Annotated in this window: 15 protein-coding genes and 1 tRNA gene; 5 read left to right on the top strand and 11 right to left on the bottom strand. The window is 62.8% G+C overall.

Annotation, left to right across the window (positions count from 1 at the left end):
* Positions 1-19: 19 nt before the first annotated feature.
* Positions 20-1,732 carry a sulfate permease gene (sulP, locus tag E0L29_RS08635; RefSeq protein WP_131357769.1) on the bottom strand — a complete coding sequence of 571 codons (1,713 nt, stop codon included), beginning with the start codon at positions 1,730-1,732 and terminating at the stop codon, positions 20-22.
* A 297-nt stretch (positions 1,733-2,029) separates the two neighbouring features.
* On the opposite strand from sulP, the gene E0L29_RS08630 reads away from it, so the two are divergent.
* Positions 2,030-3,784, top strand: a complete 1,755-nt coding sequence (locus tag E0L29_RS08630) for a cation:proton antiporter (protein WP_131357766.1) — start codon at positions 2,030-2,032, stop codon at positions 3,782-3,784.
* An 89-nt stretch (positions 3,785-3,873) separates the two neighbouring features.
* Positions 3,874-4,836: an alpha/beta hydrolase gene (locus E0L29_RS08625; protein ID WP_131357763.1), complete on the top strand. Its 963-nt coding sequence runs from the start codon at positions 3,874-3,876 to the stop codon at positions 4,834-4,836.
* Positions 4,837-4,839: 3 nt separating this feature from the next.
* Here the strand turns inward: E0L29_RS08625 and E0L29_RS08620 are convergent, their stop codons facing one another.
* Positions 4,840-5,490 carry a phosphoribosylanthranilate isomerase gene (locus E0L29_RS08620; protein ID WP_131357760.1) on the bottom strand — a complete coding sequence of 217 codons (651 nt, stop codon included), beginning with the start codon at positions 5,488-5,490 and terminating at the stop codon, positions 4,840-4,842.
* Between the two features lie 164 nt (positions 5,491-5,654).
* On the opposite strand from E0L29_RS08620, the gene E0L29_RS08615 reads away from it, so the two are divergent.
* Positions 5,655-5,726, top strand: a tRNA-Gln gene (locus E0L29_RS08615).
* 122 nt (positions 5,727-5,848) lie between these two features.
* On the opposite strand, the gene ahcY is transcribed toward E0L29_RS08615, so the two are convergent.
* From ahcY to E0L29_RS08570, 9 genes are all read right to left on the bottom strand, one after another.
* A complete protein-coding gene (gene ahcY / locus E0L29_RS08610) occupies positions 5,849-7,264 on the bottom strand; it encodes an adenosylhomocysteinase (RefSeq protein ID WP_131357757.1) in 1,416 nt (471 codons plus the stop codon).
* A gap of 83 nt (positions 7,265-7,347) precedes the next feature.
* Entirely contained in the window at positions 7,348-8,559 is a 1,212-nt protein-coding gene (metK, locus tag E0L29_RS08605; RefSeq protein WP_131357754.1) for a methionine adenosyltransferase, read from the bottom strand.
* Between the two features lie 273 nt (positions 8,560-8,832).
* Complete coding sequence (locus E0L29_RS08600) at positions 8,833-9,810, bottom strand: sugar phosphate nucleotidyltransferase (RefSeq protein WP_131357751.1); 978 nt, start codon at positions 9,808-9,810, stop codon at positions 8,833-8,835.
* A 113-nt stretch (positions 9,811-9,923) separates the two neighbouring features.
* Positions 9,924-11,024 (bottom strand): hypothetical protein, encoded by a 1,101-nt coding sequence (locus tag E0L29_RS08595; protein WP_131357748.1) that lies wholly within the window; start codon positions 11,022-11,024, stop codon positions 9,924-9,926.
* Positions 11,025-11,030: 6 nt separating this feature from the next.
* Complete coding sequence (locus E0L29_RS08590) at positions 11,031-11,342, bottom strand: hypothetical protein (RefSeq protein WP_131357745.1); 312 nt, start codon at positions 11,340-11,342, stop codon at positions 11,031-11,033.
* Between the two features lie 85 nt (positions 11,343-11,427).
* Positions 11,428-11,751, bottom strand: coding sequence for a hypothetical protein (locus E0L29_RS08585; protein WP_131357741.1), 324 nt, complete (start codon positions 11,749-11,751; stop codon positions 11,428-11,430).
* A gap of 224 nt (positions 11,752-11,975) precedes the next feature.
* On the bottom strand, positions 11,976-13,379 hold the full coding sequence (locus tag E0L29_RS08580; RefSeq protein WP_131357738.1) for a sigma-54 dependent transcriptional regulator: 1,404 nt from the start codon (positions 13,377-13,379) through the stop codon (positions 11,976-11,978).
* Positions 13,376-15,109 carry an ATP-binding protein gene (locus E0L29_RS08575; RefSeq protein ID WP_131357735.1) on the bottom strand — a complete coding sequence of 578 codons (1,734 nt, stop codon included), beginning with the start codon at positions 15,107-15,109 and terminating at the stop codon, positions 13,376-13,378. Before E0L29_RS08575 ends, E0L29_RS08580 begins: the two co-directional genes overlap by 4 nt.
* 114 nt (positions 15,110-15,223) lie before the next feature.
* The gene (locus tag E0L29_RS08570; RefSeq protein WP_207387766.1) at positions 15,224-15,652 is read right to left on the bottom strand and encodes a hypothetical protein; all 429 of its coding nucleotides are present in this window, start codon (positions 15,650-15,652) and stop codon (positions 15,224-15,226) included.
* Between the two features lie 337 nt (positions 15,653-15,989).
* On the opposite strand from E0L29_RS08570, the gene E0L29_RS08565 reads away from it, so the two are divergent.
* A complete protein-coding gene (locus E0L29_RS08565; protein ID WP_131357733.1) occupies positions 15,990-16,415 on the top strand; it encodes an NUDIX hydrolase in 426 nt (141 codons plus the stop codon).
* Between the two features lie 35 nt (positions 16,416-16,450).
* A complete protein-coding gene (locus E0L29_RS08560; protein WP_131357730.1) occupies positions 16,451-17,572 on the top strand; it encodes an HlyD family efflux transporter periplasmic adaptor subunit in 1,122 nt (373 codons plus the stop codon).
* Positions 17,573-17,582 lie beyond the last annotated feature (10 nt).

The raw sequence follows: 17,582 nt of genomic DNA, 5'->3' as shown, positions 1-17,582 counted from the left end.
TCCGGATTGCGCTTCGCGTTCAGTTTTCGCTCTCCTCGCGTTTCACGGAAGGGACGAAGTTCCTCAGGCGGCCTTCTTTGGGGAGTCCGAGTGTTTCTCTTGCACGATCGAGCGCGTCGTCGATGTTGCCGAAGATGTTCTCTTCGCCGATCCGGTCGTAGAGGCCGTACTGCTGGAGTGCGAACATGGGCTGCGCGTGGACGCCCGAGAGGATCAAAAGCGTGCCGCTTTTCCGGCAGTCCTCGATCATGTCCTTGACCATGTTCAGGCCGGTGGCGTCGATCGACTGGACCTGGCGCATCCTGACGATGCGCACTTTCGGCGCTTTTTCGACGATGTGCATGGCGTCGCGGAACTTCGAGACGGCGCCGAAGAAGAACGGTCCGTTGATTTCGAAGACCTCGACCCCTTCGGGGACGCTTCGGGTGATGATGGTGTTCGGATCGTCTTCCTCGTCGCGATCCTTGAGCTCGCGGGTGATGACGCCGACGTTGGTGAGCTCGGCCATGCGGCGCATGAAGAGGATGACGGCCAGGAGCATGCCGATCTCGATGGCGACGGTAAGGTCGAAGAGTACGGTGAGGCTGAAGGTGGTAAGCAGGACGATGACGTCGCTTTTGGGGCTTTTCAGGAGCTGGCGGAAGACATGGTACTCGCTCATGTTCCAGGCGACGACGATGAGGATGGCCGCAAGCGCCGGCATCGGGATCAGTCCGGCCCACCGGCCGAAGAGGAGCATGATCCCGAGGAGCGTCAGGGCGTGGACGATGCCGGCGACCGGCGTCCTTCCGCCGTTCTTGATGTTGGTGGCCGTTCTTGCGATGGCACCGGTGACGGGGATGCCTCCGAAGAGGGGGGTGACGATGTTGGCTATGCCCTGTGCGATGAGCTCCATGTTCGACTTGTGCCTTCCGCCGATCATGCCGTCGGCCACGACGGCCGAGAGCAGTGCTTCAATCGCGCCGAGGATGGCGATGGTCGTTGCCGGCATGATGAGCTGGCGGACCGTCTGCAGGTCGAACGAGGGAAGCGCCGGGGCCGGGAGGGTGGAGGGGATCTCTCCGAACCGGCTTTCGATCGTGGCGACGTCGAGCTGCAGCGACTGGACGAGGACGGTGGTGGCGATGATGGCGACGATCGAGCCGGGGATCTTGCGCGATACTTTCGGCCAGAGCGCGATGATCGCCAGCGCCAGGGCTCCGGTGAGGGCCGTCGGGGGATCTATGGAGCGGATGTGGGCGGCGTAGGCGGCCCATTTTTCCAGGAAGTCGGGCGGAACCGAGGCGATGTCGAGGCCCAAAAGATCCCTGATCTGGGTGGAGAAGATGATGACGGCGATGCCGGTGGTGAAGCCGACGATGACCGGATAGGGGATGAACTTGATGAGGGAGCCGAACTGCGCCACGCCCATCAGGATGAGGATGACGCCGGCCATGACGGTGGCCACCATGAGGCCGTTGATCCCGTATTGCTGGACGATGCCGTAGAGGATGACGATGAACGCTCCGGTAGGCCCTCCGATCTGCACGCGGCTGCCGCCGAGGAAAGAGACAATGAAGCCGCCGATGACGGCGGTAATAAGGCCCTTTTCGGGCGAGACGCCCGATGCGATCGCGAATGCGATGGCAAGCGGAAGGGCGACGATGCCGACAAGGATGCCGGAGACGGCGTCCCTGGCGAGCTGTTCCTTCGTGAGCCCGGGGAGGACGGTAAAGAACTTGGGTTTGAACATGGTGTGCGCCTGGAAAATGAAAATGAACAGGCCCGCCGGCCGGTATCGTCCGGCGGCGGAAGGATTTCTATATAACTTTTTTATAAGGTTTTATCAATATAGCCGCATCCCGCCGCCGCAGTTTTTCCTCTGTCGCTTCCCTTCGGCTCTCCTTCGGGTGGGGTTTTCGCTCGCAAAGCGGTTCGGGTTTGCTGAATGTTGTTGGTATTTCAGTATGGAAAGAGTACCTATAAGTACAGGCGTCCGGCCCATTTCAGCCCGGACACCCTGCCTCTCTTCGAAAAACCTCTGCCGTTTATGCACGAATTCGACTTCCTCGGTGAACTGGTCCTGATCGGCGCCATGGCCGTGGCCATCATCCTGGTTTTCCAGCGGCTGAAGATCCCTCCGGTCATCGGACTGATTTTCACCGGCATCATCCTGGGCCCGTCTGGCATCGGTGTCGTCTACGACGAAAAGCTCATCTCGACCCTCGCCGAACTCGGTGTGGTGCTGCTGCTCTTCACCATCGGCCTCGAGTTTTCGCTCGACGACCTCAAGCGCCTCCGGCGCATCGTGCTCGTCGGCGGGGTGGTGCAGATCGTCATTACCGGTATGGCCGTCAGCTTCCTGGCCTACTGGCTGATGCTTGCCATAGGCCGCGAGATCTCGACCTCGGCCGCGATCTTCCTCGGGCTGGCCTTTTCGGTCAGCAGTACGGCCATCTGCCTGAAGATCCTGACCGACCGCGAAGAGCTTGAGCTGCCGCACGGCCGCATCGCTCTCGGCATCCTCATTTTCCAGGACCTGGCCATCGTGCCGCTCATGATCGGCATCAGTTTCCTCAATCCCGAGGTGGTCCCCTCTCTTGAGACGGTGTTCCGCAAGATCGGCTTCATCGCACTTTTCGCTTCGGGGATCTTCTTCGGCTTCCGCATCTTCATGCCGAGGATGGTGCGCATCATCGCCTCGCTGCATGCCCGCGAGGTGCTCGTCATCGGCGCGCTGGTGATCTGCTTCGGTTCGGCCTGGCTGACCTCCATGGCGGGACTTTCGCTCGCGCTCGGCTCGTTCGTCGCCGGCATGGTCATCGCCAGTACCGACGAGAGCCACCAGATCAGCGTGACGATCGACCCGTTCCGCGAGGCCTTCACCAGCATCTTCTTCATTTCCGTCGGCCTCCTGCTCGACGTCAGGATGATCGACCTGCCGCTGTTCGCGCTGATCGCCCTCGGCGTGCTGCTCGTCAAGGGGCTGCTCGTGACCATCGTCTCGGTCTTTCTCGGCAACTCGATACGGGTGAGCCTGATGGCCGGCATGGCGCTGGCCCAGATCGGAGAGTTCTCCTTCGTGCTCGCCGAGAGCGGGCTCAGCAACAACGTCATCGACCATGAGGTGTTCCAGGCGATGCTCTCCATCATCGTGGTCACGATGATCGTTACGCCGGCGATGATCGCCATCGCGCCGCGCCTGGCCGACCAGGTGGCTCCCGCCCTCGGCTTCATCCCCCTCGTCTCTCGCAATGCGCCGACGGCGCCCGTGCGTCCCGACGACAGCACCATCATCTGCGCCGGGGAGATCCATGCGGCCATCATCGGCTTCGGCGTCAACGGCCAGAACGTCGCCGCGGTGCTGCATGCCACGAACATCTCGTACTCCGTGCTCGAGATCGACCGCGAGATCGTCAGGAACATGCGCCGCAAGGGCGAGCCGATCTACTACGGCGACTGCACCGAGCGCAAGTCGCTCCTGCGCGCAGGCATCGACCATGCGCGCGCCGTTGTTCTCGGGATTTCGGATATGACGGCCGTCCGGCGCAGCATCGGCATGATCCGCCAGATCAACCCGAAAGCCTTCATTATCGTGCGCTCCCGTACGCTGGACCGCATCGACGAGCTCTATGCGGCGGGGGCCGACGTGGTGGTGACCGAGAAGTTCGAGACCTCCATCCAGATTTTCTCGCAGCTGCTCAACCACTTCACGGTCGATCCCGAGCTGATCCTCCAGCAGCAGGAGATCATCCGCCGCGAGTGCGAGAAGATCTTCCGCCACTCGCCCGGGATGCTGAGGTAGGGGGAGAAAGAGGGGTTCGGGTTTTGGCTCCGGTTCGTGTATATTACGGTAGCAGAAGCAGTTGATTCGTACACCAGACTCGACTCCACATGGCACAACTTCCCCCTTGCGCACCTCCCACCGAAAAATTCACCGCATACTGCGACCGCCTCCGCCGCCAGGCTGCTTCGGCCGACCGTGACGCTGCGCGCCGGGCCGCCTACGAGCTCGAGCTCGCCGAAGGCAGCCGGTTCATCGAAGTGAACGGCATCGTCCACCACTACCACGTCTCGGGGCCGGAGGATGCCGCCCAGACAATCGTTCTGGTTCATGGGTGGGACTGCTGGTGGATGTGGTGGCACCATGTGGTGCGCTCGCTCAACGAAGCGGGGGTGCGCACCATCGCCTACGACCTGCGCGGCCACGGCTGGTCGGCCAACGACCCCGAAAACCGCTACCGCATCGGTTCGTTCGCCCTTGACCTCTCGGCCCTGGTCGACGGGCTCAAACTCGAGCGTTTCCACCTGGCGGCGTTCTCGTTCGGCGCGCTCGTGGCGCTCGACTACGCCGGAAGCCATTCCGAGAGGCTTCGTTCGATGACCTTCTTCAACTTCGGCTACCTGCCCAACAGCGAGATGATCGCGGAGTTCGCTCCGAACGCCATCAACTTCGTCTTCAACATCATGCTGCGCAAGCTCACCTGGTGGTTTCCGGTCTACGTCTTCGCCCGCCTGGTGCTTGCCCGCAACACCGTGACGCTGCACGACATCCTGATCGGCTTCGAGAGCCTCGGGCTCTGTGATCCCGATGCCATCGAGCAGACCACCGGCCAGATCACTTCGCTGGAGACCACCGGGGCTGTGCCGGACATGGTGCGTTCGGTCGATGCGCCGATCCTGTTCGTGGCGGGGGAGGGGGATTCGATCATGACGGCCGAGAACGCCAGGAAGCTGCAGGAGATGACGGGAAAAGGCCGTTATGTCGGGGTTCCGCAGTGCGGCCACCTCATTACGCTCGAGCTTCCCGATACCGCCTCGGAGCTTATCCTCGGCCAGATGGCTTCCGTCGGCTGAAGCTCAGTTCCGGTCGGCGAGCCGTACCGCCCGGACGAAGGCCCGCATCGTTTCCGGATCCTTGATTCCCGGTGCGGACTCGACGCCGCTTGCCGTGTCGACCGCGTAGGGGCGTAGCCGTTCGACGCCTTCTGCGACGTTTCCGGGGTTCAGTCCGCCGGCAAGCACGCCGCGGCATCCTTCGGGAAGCGCGCCGAAGATCCTTCCGGCAACGCTCTCCTCCATCCGTTCTCCGGTCCCCCCTTCCATGCCCGGCCGGTAGGTGTCGAAAAGGAAGTCCTCCACTCCGGTACGCTCCCTGAAGCGGTCGACTGTTTCAGGGGTGAACTCCGCTTCTGGGCGGAACACCTTCAGCACCCTGACTCCACGCACGGCCGCCGTCTCAACCTCCCCGTACCGGCTGCCGTGCAGCTGCGCCAGCGTAAGGGATGCATGGCGGCAGATCCCGACGAGCTCTTCGGGTTCCTGATCGACGAAGACGCCGACCGCCGTGACGAACGGAGGGAGCCGGCGGACGATTTCGCGGGCCCGGTCCGGGCTGATGCATCGGGGGCTTGCCTGGCTGAAGTTGAAGCCCAGCGCGTCGGCTCCCGCCCTGCAGGCTTCGAGCGCATCTTCGGTCCGGGTGATGCCGCAGATCTTGATTCGGGTCATGGCGGAGGTGTTCTGGGGATGGTCGTTGCCCGGCGGTGTGTCCGTCAGGCGCAGTTTTTTGGAAAGATACCAGAAATGCCTTCCACTGCCAACCCCGCCCGGGGTTCGGGCTCCCCGCCCAGGTTGTGAATTTCAGCGAATATGCGTATACTTGAGCCCCGTTTTGGGGCGTCGCCAAGTGGTAAGGCATCGGCCTTTGGAGCCGACATCCGCAGGTTCGAATCCTGCCGCCCCAGCTCCTTCCCCAGCCTGCATGAGCGCAGTGGATATCCCGATTTGTCATGAAAACGGAAAAGGCGGCCCGAAAGCCGCCTTTTTCCGTATCCCCCCCCGGGGGGGGGATTGCTGTCATTCAACCTTAGTACCGGTAGTGCTCCGGCTTGAACGGGCCTTCTACCGGAACGCCGAGGTATTCGGCCTGTTCCTTGGAGAGGGTCGTGAGCTTCACGCCGATCTGCTCGAGGTGGAGGCGTGCGACCTCTTCGTCGAGCTGCTTGGGAAGGCGGTAGACGCCCACCTCGTAGTCGTTCTTCCAGAGTTCGATCTGGGCGAGCGTCTGGTTGGTGAACGAGTTGCTCATGACGAACGACGGGTGGCCGGTGGCGCAGCCGAGATTGACCAGGCGGCCTTCGGCGAGCATGTACATCGAGCGGCCGTCTTCGAAGACGTACTTGTCGACCTGCGGCTTGATGTTGATCTTCGTCGCACCCTTGAATTCGTTGAGCGCCTCGACCTGGATTTCGTTGTCGAAGTGGCCGATGTTGCAGACGATGGCCTCGTCGGGCATCTGCTTCATATGCTCGAGGGTGATGACATCCTTGTTGCCGGTGGTGGTGACGAAGATGTTGCCCTCCTTGACGGCACGGTCCATCGTGGTGACCTCGAATCCCTCCATTGCGGCCTGGAGTGCGCAGATCGGGTCGATTTCGGTCACGATCACGCGGGCGCCGTAGGAGCGCATGGAGTGGGCGCAGCCCTTGCCGACGTCTCCGTAACCGAGGACGACTGCGACCTTGCCGGCGATCATGACGTCGGTGGCGCGCTTGATGCCGTCGGCGAGCGACTCGCGGCAGCCGTAGAGGTTGTCGAACTTCGACTTGGTGACCGAGTCGTTGACGTTGATGGCGGGGAAGAGGAGTTCGCCCTTCTCCATCATCTGGTAGAGGCGGTGCACGCCGGTGGTGGTCTCTTCGGAGACGCCTTTCATTTCGGCGGCCACCTTGTGCCAGCGCTGGTTGTCCTCTTCGAAGACGGCCTTGAGCTGGCCGTAGAGCGCCCTGACTTCGGCGACCTTCTGCTCCTTGTCGAGCATCGAGGGATCGTTTTCGATCTTGTAGCCGAGCAGGATCATGAGGGTTGCGTCACCGCCGTCGTCGACGATGAGGTTCGGCCCCTTGCCGCCTTCGAACTCGAGGGCCTGGCGGGTGCACCACCAGTACTCGTCGAGGGTCTCGCCCTTCCAGGCGAAGACCGGGACGCCTGCGGCGGCGATTGCCGCGGCGGCGTGGTCCTGGGTCGAGAAGATGTTGCAGCTCGCCCAGCGGACCTCTGCGCCGAGTTCGACGAGGGTCTCGATGAGGACGGCGGTCTGGATGGTCATGTGGAGCGATCCGGAGATGCGGGCGCCCTGGAGGGGCTTTTTGCCCTCGTACTTCCTGCGGGTGGCCATGAGGCCGGGCATCTCTTTCTCTGCGATTTCGATCTCCTTGCGGCCCCATTCGGCCAGGGAGATATCGGCGACTTTATAGTCGAGCACCGGTGCTTCAGTCGTCATGATTTCAGGTATCTCGGTTATGGTTGTTGAAAAACGTGCGCCCCTGCATGTCGGCAGAGGCGCAGTCCGTTGTTGTCGTTGGCTCAGAGGCCGAATGCCTGCTTCAGCTCAGCAACCTTCTCGGTCTTCTCCCAGGGGAAGATGTCGCGGCCGAAGTGGCCGTAGGCAGCGGTCTGGCGGTAGCACCAGCCCTGGGGCTTGTCGAGGTTGAAGCGGCGGATGATGGCCAGCGGGCGGAGATCGAAGATCTTCTCGGCCTTCTCCTGGATCTGCTCGTCGGAGAGTCCGTGCTTGGCGGTCTCGTGGGTGTTGATGTAGATGGAGACCGGGCGGGCCACACCGATGGCGTAGGAGACCTGGACGGTGCACTTCTCGGCAAGTCCTGCGGCGACGATGTTCTTGGCCACGTGGCGTGCCGCGTAGGCTGCGCTGCGGTCGACCTTCGAGGGGTCCTTGCCGCTGAACGCGCCGCCGCCGTGCGGGGCTGCGCCGCCGTAGGTGTCGACGATGATCTTGCGGCCGGTCAGTCCGGTGTCGCCGTGGGGTCCGCCGATTTCAAAGCGGCCGGTCGGGTTGATGTGGAACTTGGTGTTGGCGTCGAGAAGTTCGGCGGGGATGACCTTCCTGACGACGTTCTCGATGATGTCCTTCTGGATGACCGCCTGGAAGTCGGCTTCGCTCATGCCGGCCGGTTCCGGATCGTGCTGGGTCGAGACGACGACGGCGTCGACGCGGGCGACCTTGTCGTCGATGTACTCGAGCGTGACCTGGCTCTTCGCATCGGGGCGGAGGTAGGTCATCATCTTGCCTTCCTTGCGGATGTCGGCAAGGAGCTTGACGAGCTGCTGTGCGAACTGGATGGCCGCAGGCATCAGCTCGGGGGTCTCGGTGCAGGCGTAGCCGAACATCATGCCCTGGTCGCCGGCTCCGACGCGGTCGAACTCGTCTTCGATGGTTTCCTTGCGGTCGACGCCGCGGTTGATGTCGGGCGACTGTGCGTGCAGGGCGGAGAGGATGCCGCAGGAGTTGGCGTCGAACATGTATTCGCCCTTGGTGTAGCCGATCTCGGTGATGGTCTTGCGGGCGATGGTCTGGACGTCGACGATGCCCTTGGTGGTGACCTCGCCGCCGACGATGACCTGGCCGGTGGTGACGAAGGTCTCGCAGGCTACGCGCGAGTTGGGATCCTGGCGGATGAAGTCGTCGAGGACCGCGTCAGAAATCTGGTCCGCCACTTTGTCCGGATGTCCTTCCGAAACGGACTCCGAGGTAAAGAAATACCTTGACTGTGCCATGTGTGCAATGAATGTTATGGTTAAACGAACGACAGGAACAACAGAAAAACCGGTACGGGAGGGTTTTCGGACGAGAGGGCGGCTGGGATGGGCCTACTGGACACGGAAAACCTTTCCGGCAGGCCACAGGGCGGAGTTCTCCCCCGAAAGGCCTGCGGCACCGTGTCCATAGATAATGGGAGTGCCTTTTAAATACAGATATGAAATGTAAGCATTCGGGGTGAGGTATGCAAAATTCTCTTTTTCATACGCCACCCCGGGGCGGCGGAGGGGTCAGCCGATCCGGATCTCCGAGTAGTCGCCGATGTTGATCTCGTGCGGGTTGCCCGAAATCGAGGCGTTGTTGCCGACGATCGAGCCGTGGAGCATGATGTGTGCGACACGGGCGCTGTTGCCGATGATCGAGTCCCTGGCGATGGCGTCCTTGATGACGGCGTTCTCGCCGATGGTCGTGTTGGGGCCTATGATGGCGTTTTCGAGTCGGGCGGTTGCGGCGATGTAGACCGGTTCGTTGATGACGCAGCCGGGGTAGGGCTTGGCCGGAGCGGCCCGCCGCAGCAGTATTTCATTGGTCGAGAGCAGCGTCTCGGGCTTGCCGCAGTCGTACCATCCGTTGACCGGAAAGGTGCTGAACTCCTCGCCGCCCTCGATCATCAGCTGCAGGGCGTCGGTGAGCTGGTATTCGCCCTTGGTCTTGATCTCATGGTTGATGAGATGCTCGATCGAGGAGTAGAGGGGGCCGGCCTGGCGGAGGAAGTAGAGTCCTACGATGGCCAGGTTGCTGACCGGGGTGTCGGGTTTTTCGACGAGCCTTGCGATCCTTCCTCCCTCGGTAACGGCGACTCCGAAGCGGCGCGGATCCTCGACCTCCCTGACGCCGAGCGTGGAGACCGTGCTCTGCATGACCGGGTTGAGGTCGACGTCGAAGATGGTGTCTCCGAGGATGATGAGCAGCGGCTCGTTCTCGTCGACATACGGCCGGCACATCCAGATGGCGTGGGCGAGCCCGAGCCGCTCGGGCTGCTGGACGAAGGTGAATTTGATGCCGTAGTGCTTCTTGAGCCACTCCTCGACCATGTCGCCGAGGTAGCCGACGATGACGATGGCTTCGTCGATTCCTGCGGCGATGAGCTCGTCCATGATATGGCCGATGATGGGCTTTCCCGCCACGTTCAGCAGCACTTTGGGGTGGGAGAAGGTGTGCGGGCGGAGGCGCGAGCCGACGCCGGCAACGGGGATGATGGCTTTCATGGTACTGTGTCGCTTTGGAATATTCTCCAGGGTGCCGCTGACTCGTTCCCGACGCTTTTCAGCCGCACCCTGAAGTCGAGGTTCTAACGAAGTGTACGAAAAAGAACAGAATATCAGAATGTCACTTCTGCGCCAAGTTCGGTTTTCAGGGCCGAATAGCCGTAATCGTCGATGTTCGAGTCGTTCCAGAGCTTCTGGCACTGGGCGTAAATGTTCATGTGGACCTTCCCGCCGGGTTGCAGCGGCAGGCTTTTTTCGAGCTTGACCCAGAGATTGTCGAGCAGTTCGTGTCTTGCCACTCCGCCGGTGACGACTTCGGTGTAGTCCTTGACGGCATGTTCGTAGCCGATCCTGCCGGTGATGCTGAAGGGAAGCATGCGCGAGAGCATGCAGCCGAACTCCAGGCTTTCGTAGCTGTAGCGGTCGTCGAAGAGAGGATTCAGGGCGTTGGGCTCTTCGTCAAGCCCGGTGATGGATGCGGCCCTGTCGCCAAAGTTGGTCCTCGAGAGCACGAATGTGCGCAGGCCGGTCTTCTGGTCGATGACCGGGGTGGAGAGGGTCAGCGAGTTCACCCACTGGCCGGTTTCCCGGGTGGTGGCCAGCGTTCCTGACGTCGCGGGGTCGAGGGTGTCGATGGCGGAGTCGTACTGCCGCAGCCCTGCCGCGGTGGCAATGGTGAGGGTGGCCGTGTCGACAGGCATGCACTGCAGCTTTGCGTAGATTTCGTGCTCCACGTTGTCCCATGCTCCGAGGTCTTCATACCCGGTCAGCCTTGCGCCGTAGCCGGAGAGGAGGTACATCTCCCGGTCCAGCCATACTTTCGAGTCAATGGCGGCCCGGTATTCGCCGTAGCCGTACATGGCGCCGCTGTTTTCGTCGATCCTGAACTCCCCGGCCAGCGAGCACTGCACCCACCCCTTGCGGGGAAGTGCGTGGCTGAGGGTTGCGCCGCCGACATGGAGCTGGTAGTTGTTCTCGTCGTGATTCGAGAGGCTGACGAGCGAGCCGTTATAGTACATCATGGTGCTCAGGGCTCCGTCTTTGGTGCTCCTGTCGAGCCAGAGTGATGAGCTCACCACTTCGTCTTCTTCGGGCGTGGGGGAGAGGAAGACGTTGTCTTCGCTGCTGTAGGTGATGGAGGCTCCCGCATGCGTGCCTGCATCGGCCGGCGCTGGCAGGAGAATGAGAACGAGGAGGGGGAGGAGATGTTTCATGTGGGTTTATTTTTTCCCTTGGGCCCTGCCACCCTTGCTTCCATGCAGGAGGGTGCCCTGCGGCCTGTGGATTCCGTTCTGGATAGAGCCCGGTTCATCCCGGAAGAACCTTGATGCGGGGTGAGGGCCGTTGTCGCCTTTGCCCTGGACAAGATCGTTGATGCCGTCGCCGTCGTCGTCGATGAACCGGAGTCGCCGGGGCGCCGCGTCCTCTGTTGCGCTTGCGCTCGCCTGCCGGTCTTCGGCCCGGGCTCCCGACAGAGGGAAGAGGCTCGCAAAAAAGGCCAGGACGGCTATGGATATGAGTCGGGTGGGCATGGTTTTCTGCTTTTTACGGTTGCGCCCTTGTGTGAAACGGCCGTTTCGGCGGGGCAGGTGCCCCGCCCGAAAGGCCCTGTTGTCGTTAGCGGCGGCCCATCCTCTTGGCCGATCCCTGGGCGGAAGCTCCCTTCGATCCGGCGCCGTCCATGGCACCCGAGCGTGCGCCCGTGCCTGCGCCTGCTCCTGCGCCGAGGTGCTGGCCTGCGCCGTCGGCGGGGGCCACGAAGTCGGCGTCCTGGCCGTTCGGCACCCCGTCGCCGTCAGCGTCGAGGGCGTTGTCGTTGATGCCGTCGCCGTTGAGGTCGACGAAGCCGATGCCGTACATGTTCTCGGCGGATGCGGTTGCGGGGGCGGCAGAGAATGCGACCATGCCGGCAAAGGCGATGAGGGCGATGAAGCGTTTCATGGTTTGTTCCTGTGGGTTGTTTGTTGAGGGTTTCGTGTTTTCGGCGCGGGATTCGTCCCGTACCCGCATCTGTTTTTCAAAAATCGTGCCAGTGTTAGATGCTTCCCTCAACAGGCATTTCTGTAATGGTTTAGCGGCTGTGCTTCCCGGTGCGGTTCCTTTTCCGAGACCCATGGGGGCGACCAGATGGTCGAACGGGGGGACCGGATGGTCGAACGGTGCCCTTATTTGAACCCGTATTTTCTGAGTTTGTAGCGGAGGTGCCGTTCGCTCATGCCGAGCAGGTCGGCGGCCTTCGTCTGTACTCCTCCGCTCTCCTGCATGGCCTCGCCTATCAGCTGCCTTTCGAAGGCTTCGACCCTGCCGGTGAAGCCCTCCTCACCCTCCGGTGCCGGGCCGCGGGACCCTCCGGCGGGTCCTGACAGGTCGGCAGGCAGGTCCCGGGTGCTGAGGGTCTGTTCCCTGCAAAGGACCACGGCGCGCTGGATGATGTTCTCGAGTTCCCGTACGTTGCCGGGGTAAGGGTACTTCATGAGGGCATCCATCGCTTCGCGGGAGATGCCGTCGACGCGCTTGTTGTTTTCGGCGGCGAACCGGCGCATGAAGGCTTCAGCCAGCCCGGGAATGTCCCTGCGGCGGTTGCGCAGCGGAGGGATGGCGATGGGGACGACGTTGAGCCTGTAATAGAGATCCTGGCGGAAGGAGCCTTCCCGCACCATGGCTTCCAGGTCGCGGTTGGTCGCGGCAACGATGCGGGCGCTGGTGCGGATCGGCGAGCTGCTGCCGACGCGCTCGAAGCTCCGCTCCTGCAGCACCCGCAGCAGCTTGACCTGCAGCTGCTGCGGGATTTCTCCCACTTCGTCGATGAACAGGGTGCCGTTTCCGGCAAGCTCGAAGCGCCCCTTGCGCTGTTTCTGGGCTCCGGTGAAGGCGCCTTTTTCGTGGCCGAAGAGTTCGCTTTCAAGCAGGTTTTCGGGAAGCGCCGCACAGTTGACCGCAAGGAACGGCTGGTCCTGGCGGATGCCGGAGTAGTGGATGGCCCTGGCGACGAGTTCTTTGCCGGTGCCGGTTTCGCCCGTGATGAGGACCGAGGCTCCGCTGTCTGCAACCCTGCCGGCGAGGTTGAGCACTTCGGCCATTTCCGGCGAGTCGGAGACGATGCCGGCGATGTCGGACCGTTCGGTGAGCTGGCGGCGGAGCCGTCGGTTTTCGCTCACGAGCCGCCGGCGTTCCAGGAGGTTGCGCACCAGGGTCTGCAGCCGGTAGAGGTCGACAGGCTTGGTGATGTAATCGGCCGCCCCGAGTTTCATGGCTTCGGTGGCCGATTCGATGGTCCCGAAGGCGGTCATGATGACGACGTCGATGGAGGGGTTGATTTCCTTGAGCCCCTGAAGCAGTTCGATGCCGCTCATGCCGGGCATGCGGAAATCGCTGAGGACGATGTCCAGGACCTTTTCCCTGGCGAGCCCGAGGGCTTCGGTGGGGGAGGGGGCTTTCAGGACCCGGTAGCCCTGTTTGAGGAGGAACCCGCCGAGGGCTTCGAGCTGCAGCGGTTCGTCCTCGACGACGAGGATGGCCGGTTTGAAGAGTTCGGCGGACGGCGTTTCCCGGGGTGCAGTGTCGGTCATGCTGTGGGCAGTACGATGGTGAAGGTGCTTCCCCGGCCCGGGGTGCTGGCGGCGCGCATTGCGCCTCCGTGCGACTGGACGATCTGGTTGGTGATGCTGAGCCCCAGGCCGGTTCCGTCTTGTTTCGTGGTGTAATATAAGTTGAAGACGCGGGAGAGTTCCGCGGCCGCGATACCCTTGCCTTCATCGGCCACTTCGATCTCCAGCACCCGCTCCTCCTCCCTGCAGGTGATTCGTACCGCACCTCCCGGCAGGGAGGCTTCCGAGGCGTTGCGCACGAGGTTGAGCAGGGCCTGCAGGAGCTGGTCGCGGTCGATGGATGCGGTGCAGGGCGGGGGCGTTTCGAGTTCGAGCACGCTGTTCCTGGCGGCGGCTTCGGCTTCGAGCAGTGGCCTGCAGTCGCCAAGCCACTCTTCGATCCGGGTTTGCTCGGCCTTCAGTCCGGGCGGGCGGGCGAAGCGGAGGAACCGCTGGATGATCGCGTCGACCCGGCGGACCTCCCTGACGACGGAGCCGGCCAGGGCGTGGTATTCCGCGCCGGATTCGGCGGGCTCGAACTCCATGTCGAGGCGCTGGCCGATGAGGCCGATGGCGTTGAGGGGATTGCGGATCTCATGGGCCACGCCCGAAGCGAGTTCGCCCATGGCCGTCAGCTTCTCCTTTCGTTCCACGGCTTCCTGCATGGAGCGCTCCCTGGTGATGTCGCGAAGGACGGCTACGGCTCCCCCCTTTTCTCCCCCGTCGCCTTCGAGCCGGCTGTAGCTGCCGGAGATGATAAGCGTCCGGTCGTTGATGGTGCAGCTCGATTCAGCGGCGCGCGGTGCGTCGTTGCCCTCTGCCTGTCGCTCGAGTTCGCCGGCAATTTCCGGCAGGAATGCCTCCAGGGGCTTGCCGAGGGCTTCGCCGGCCGAGAGGCCGAGCAGTTTGGCTGCGGCGGTGTTGAGCAGCCTGATCCGTCCTTCGGCGTCGGTGGCTACGACCGCGTCGGCCATGCCGCTGAGGATCGCTTCCGAAAAGAGCTGTTCCTTGCGGCAGGCTGAGGCCAGGCGCCGTTCGTTGATCTGCGAGGCCATGAGGCTGAAAATCGCCAGACCTCCGAGCAGGGCCAGGGCGAGCAGCATCAGGAGGCGCGTGCGCAGCCTGCCGGAGGCCGTGGCCAGGTGGCTGGCGTCGAGGCCTATGCGGATGACTCCGAGCGAGGTGCCCTGGAAGCTGAAGGGGCTGATGACTTCGAAGACCTTGCGGCCGCCGAAGGTGGTGAGGCGGGTCGTGGGCCCGGGCTGCGCTGTTGCCGCCGAAAGCACGGGGTCGGACTGGATGGATTCGGTGTCGGTGACGTTGGTGGTTGCCGAGATGATGGCGGTGCTGTCCTGCCAGATGATGTACTCTATGCCGGCGTCATCGGCGCCGATGCGCTGGATGAGCCGTCCGGGCCCGAGTTCCCGGCGGAGCCTGAGAAGCCTGACGGCGTCGATATTCCCTTCGAGGGCGCCCTCCTCGACCATGGCGTTGAGTTCCTGGTAGCTCTCGAGGGATGTTTCGGCGCTGCTTTTGAGCGCCTGGACGAGGATCGAGGACTCTTCGTGCATCAGGTGCTCCAGCTCGCTTCTGCGCGATTGGTACTCGAAGACGGCCGTTGCCGAAAAGGCCCCGAGGAGGAGCACGAAGAGCATGGCCAGCTGGCGGGGGTTGACGGCCCGGAGTGCTTGTGCTGAAAAGATCCTTCGCATGGTCGGGGGGAGGGGTGGTCGGTCAGCTCATTCCGGTGCAATATACAATCGTCCGGGGATTTCGGGCAGTGCGGCACCCGTTTCCTGCTGCCGCACTGCCCGCTGCGCCGGAGCTCATTCGAGCGGCAGCGCGATGGGGGTTTCGGTGGTCGTTGTCGTGGTCGTGGGCGTTTCGGTCGTGGTCGTGTTCATGCCGTTGGGGCCGCTGCCGTCCAGTTTCCTCTCGCCGGTGCCCGAGCCCCGGAATTCGGTGGCTCCTCGTCCGGTGCCGTCCTGCGGCCTTACATAGTCGGCATCCTGACCGTTGTAGATGCCGTCGCCGTCGGCGTCGGCCCTGCCGCGTCCCTTGCTCTCGCTGCTCGAACCGTAGCGGTTCATGGAGCCGCTTCCGCTCTGGCTGCCCAGTCCGCTTCCGAACCGGTTCATCGAGCCTGATCCGAACCCGCCACCCATTCCTCCTCCTCCGCGTGCATAGAGCGGCCCCTGGAGCGGGAGCGACATGATGAGGGTTCCGATGGCGAGCAGTCCGAGTTTCTTTTTCATGGCCGGTCTCCTTTTCTTCTTTTTTTTCTGATACCGTCGTCGATGTTTTTTCTGTTTCCCCGGTAAGCGTTCAAGAAGCATGCCAATTTCCCATTGATTCCGTTAAGTCTCTTTTATGGTATGCGATGCGGGGTGTTGCTCTCTGCCGGAGATGGATGGAACGGCTTTGGATATGACGGGATGGTCGACGGTTTCGACCATATGGTCGACCTTCCGGGCGCCGTTTCGTTCCGCATTTCCCCTTCTGTCGTTGACCCTGATTGGTGAAATGGCTATTTTGTGGAACAATTACAGTTGGGATCGCATTGGTAAGACGAACCGGCCGATCAGGCTCCCCATGGCGGTAAAAGCACGCAAGACAATCGAACAGTCCGGAGTGATTCCGATCTTCGAGGATCGGGTCGTGCTCGTCACGTCGCGCAAGACGCGCCGCTGGATTTTTCCGAAGGGGTATGTCGGCAAGGGGCTTTCCCCCGTGGAGTCGGCAGCCAGGGAGGCGCTGGAGGAGGCCGGACTGGTCGGCTCGATCGACGGGGCGGCTGCCGGCAGCTACCGGTACCGCAAGCAGGGGCGGAGCTATTCGGTGCAGATCTTCCCTTTCTTCGTCGAATCGATGCTCGAGGAGTGGGACGAGATGGGCCAGCGCCAGCGGGTGGTCGTTCCGCCGCTTGAAGCCATCGATATGCTGGTGCACGACGATCTCAGGGCCATCGTTTCAACGTATTTCAATATCGGGGTCGAACTGCAGCGGCTGCGTTCCTAGGCGCCGCGCTCCATCCTGGAACCATTATTACTTTCATGCCGCTCCCCAAACAGTACCGCTCCATTCTTTCAGCAGGAGCTATCGTGCTTCTCGGTTTCGCCCTTTCAGCCCTCCTGGGGCGCCAGGGTTCCCATGAGGTCAAGCCGCGGCCCGGGAAGACGCCGCTTCCGCTGCGTCTCCTCGATGTCAGCAACGCTGCGGTCGCTCTGCCTCTGGAGCTCAGCGGGCCGATCGAGGCCGTCCGCAAGATCGAACTCTATGCCGAGGTTTCCGGCGTGTTCGGCGATGCGGCTCGACCGTTCAGGGAGGGTTCGCGTTTTTCGAAAGGGGAGAGCCTGCTGCTCGTCGACGACGGCGTCTACCGCAACAGCGTGCTTGCCGAGAAAAGCCGCCTGCTCAGCCAGCTTACCCTCGTGCTTCCCGACCTGATCATCGATTTCCCCGACGAGGCTCCCAAATGGAAGGCCTATGTCGCGGCCTTCCGGGTGCCCGTCCCCCTTTCGCCCCTCCCGGAGCCTGCGACCGACCGTGAGCGCAACTATCTTGCGGCGCGGGGCGTCTACGACTCCTTCTATACGGCCCGGAGCATGGAGGAGACGCTTGCGCGCTACCGGATCCGCGCGCCTTTCGACGGCGTGGTGACCCAGTCGTCGATCAATCCCGGCACCCTGGTCCGGGTCGGCCAGAAGCTGGGCGAGTTCACGGCTTCGGGCCGCTTCGAGCTTGAAGCCCCCGTCGCCCTCAGCGATGCGATGCTCCTTCGGCCCGGCATGGAGGTAGACTTCACCTCCGCCGACATCGAGGGGAGTTTCAGGGGGCGCATCCAAAGGATCAACCGGGCCATCTCCCCCCGGACCCAGTCGGTTTCGGTTTTCGTCGCTCTCGACGATCCGCGCCTTCGTGACGGCATGTTCCTCGAAGGGAGGCGCGAGGTTACCTTCGACGGGGTGCAGCTGGTCCCCCGCAAGCTGCTCCGTCAGGGCGACAGCCTCTTCGTCGTTCGCGATTCTCTTGTGGCGCTCTTGCCTGTCAGGGTTCTCGCCGTTTCCGGAGACGAGGCGGTGGTCCGGGGCCTTGCCGACGGCCTGAAGGTCCTGCTCGATCCCACTCCCGGAACGCACGAGGGTATGGCCGCGGGCGACCTCGGCCGACCCTAGGGCGCCTCCT

This window comes from Chlorobium sp. N1, from assembly GCF_004332115.1.
GTDB lineage: Bacteria > Bacteroidota > Chlorobiia > Chlorobiales > Chlorobiaceae > Chlorobium.
The sequence above is the reverse complement of the archived record's forward strand: the minus strand, read 5'-3'. Positions and strand labels throughout refer to the sequence as shown.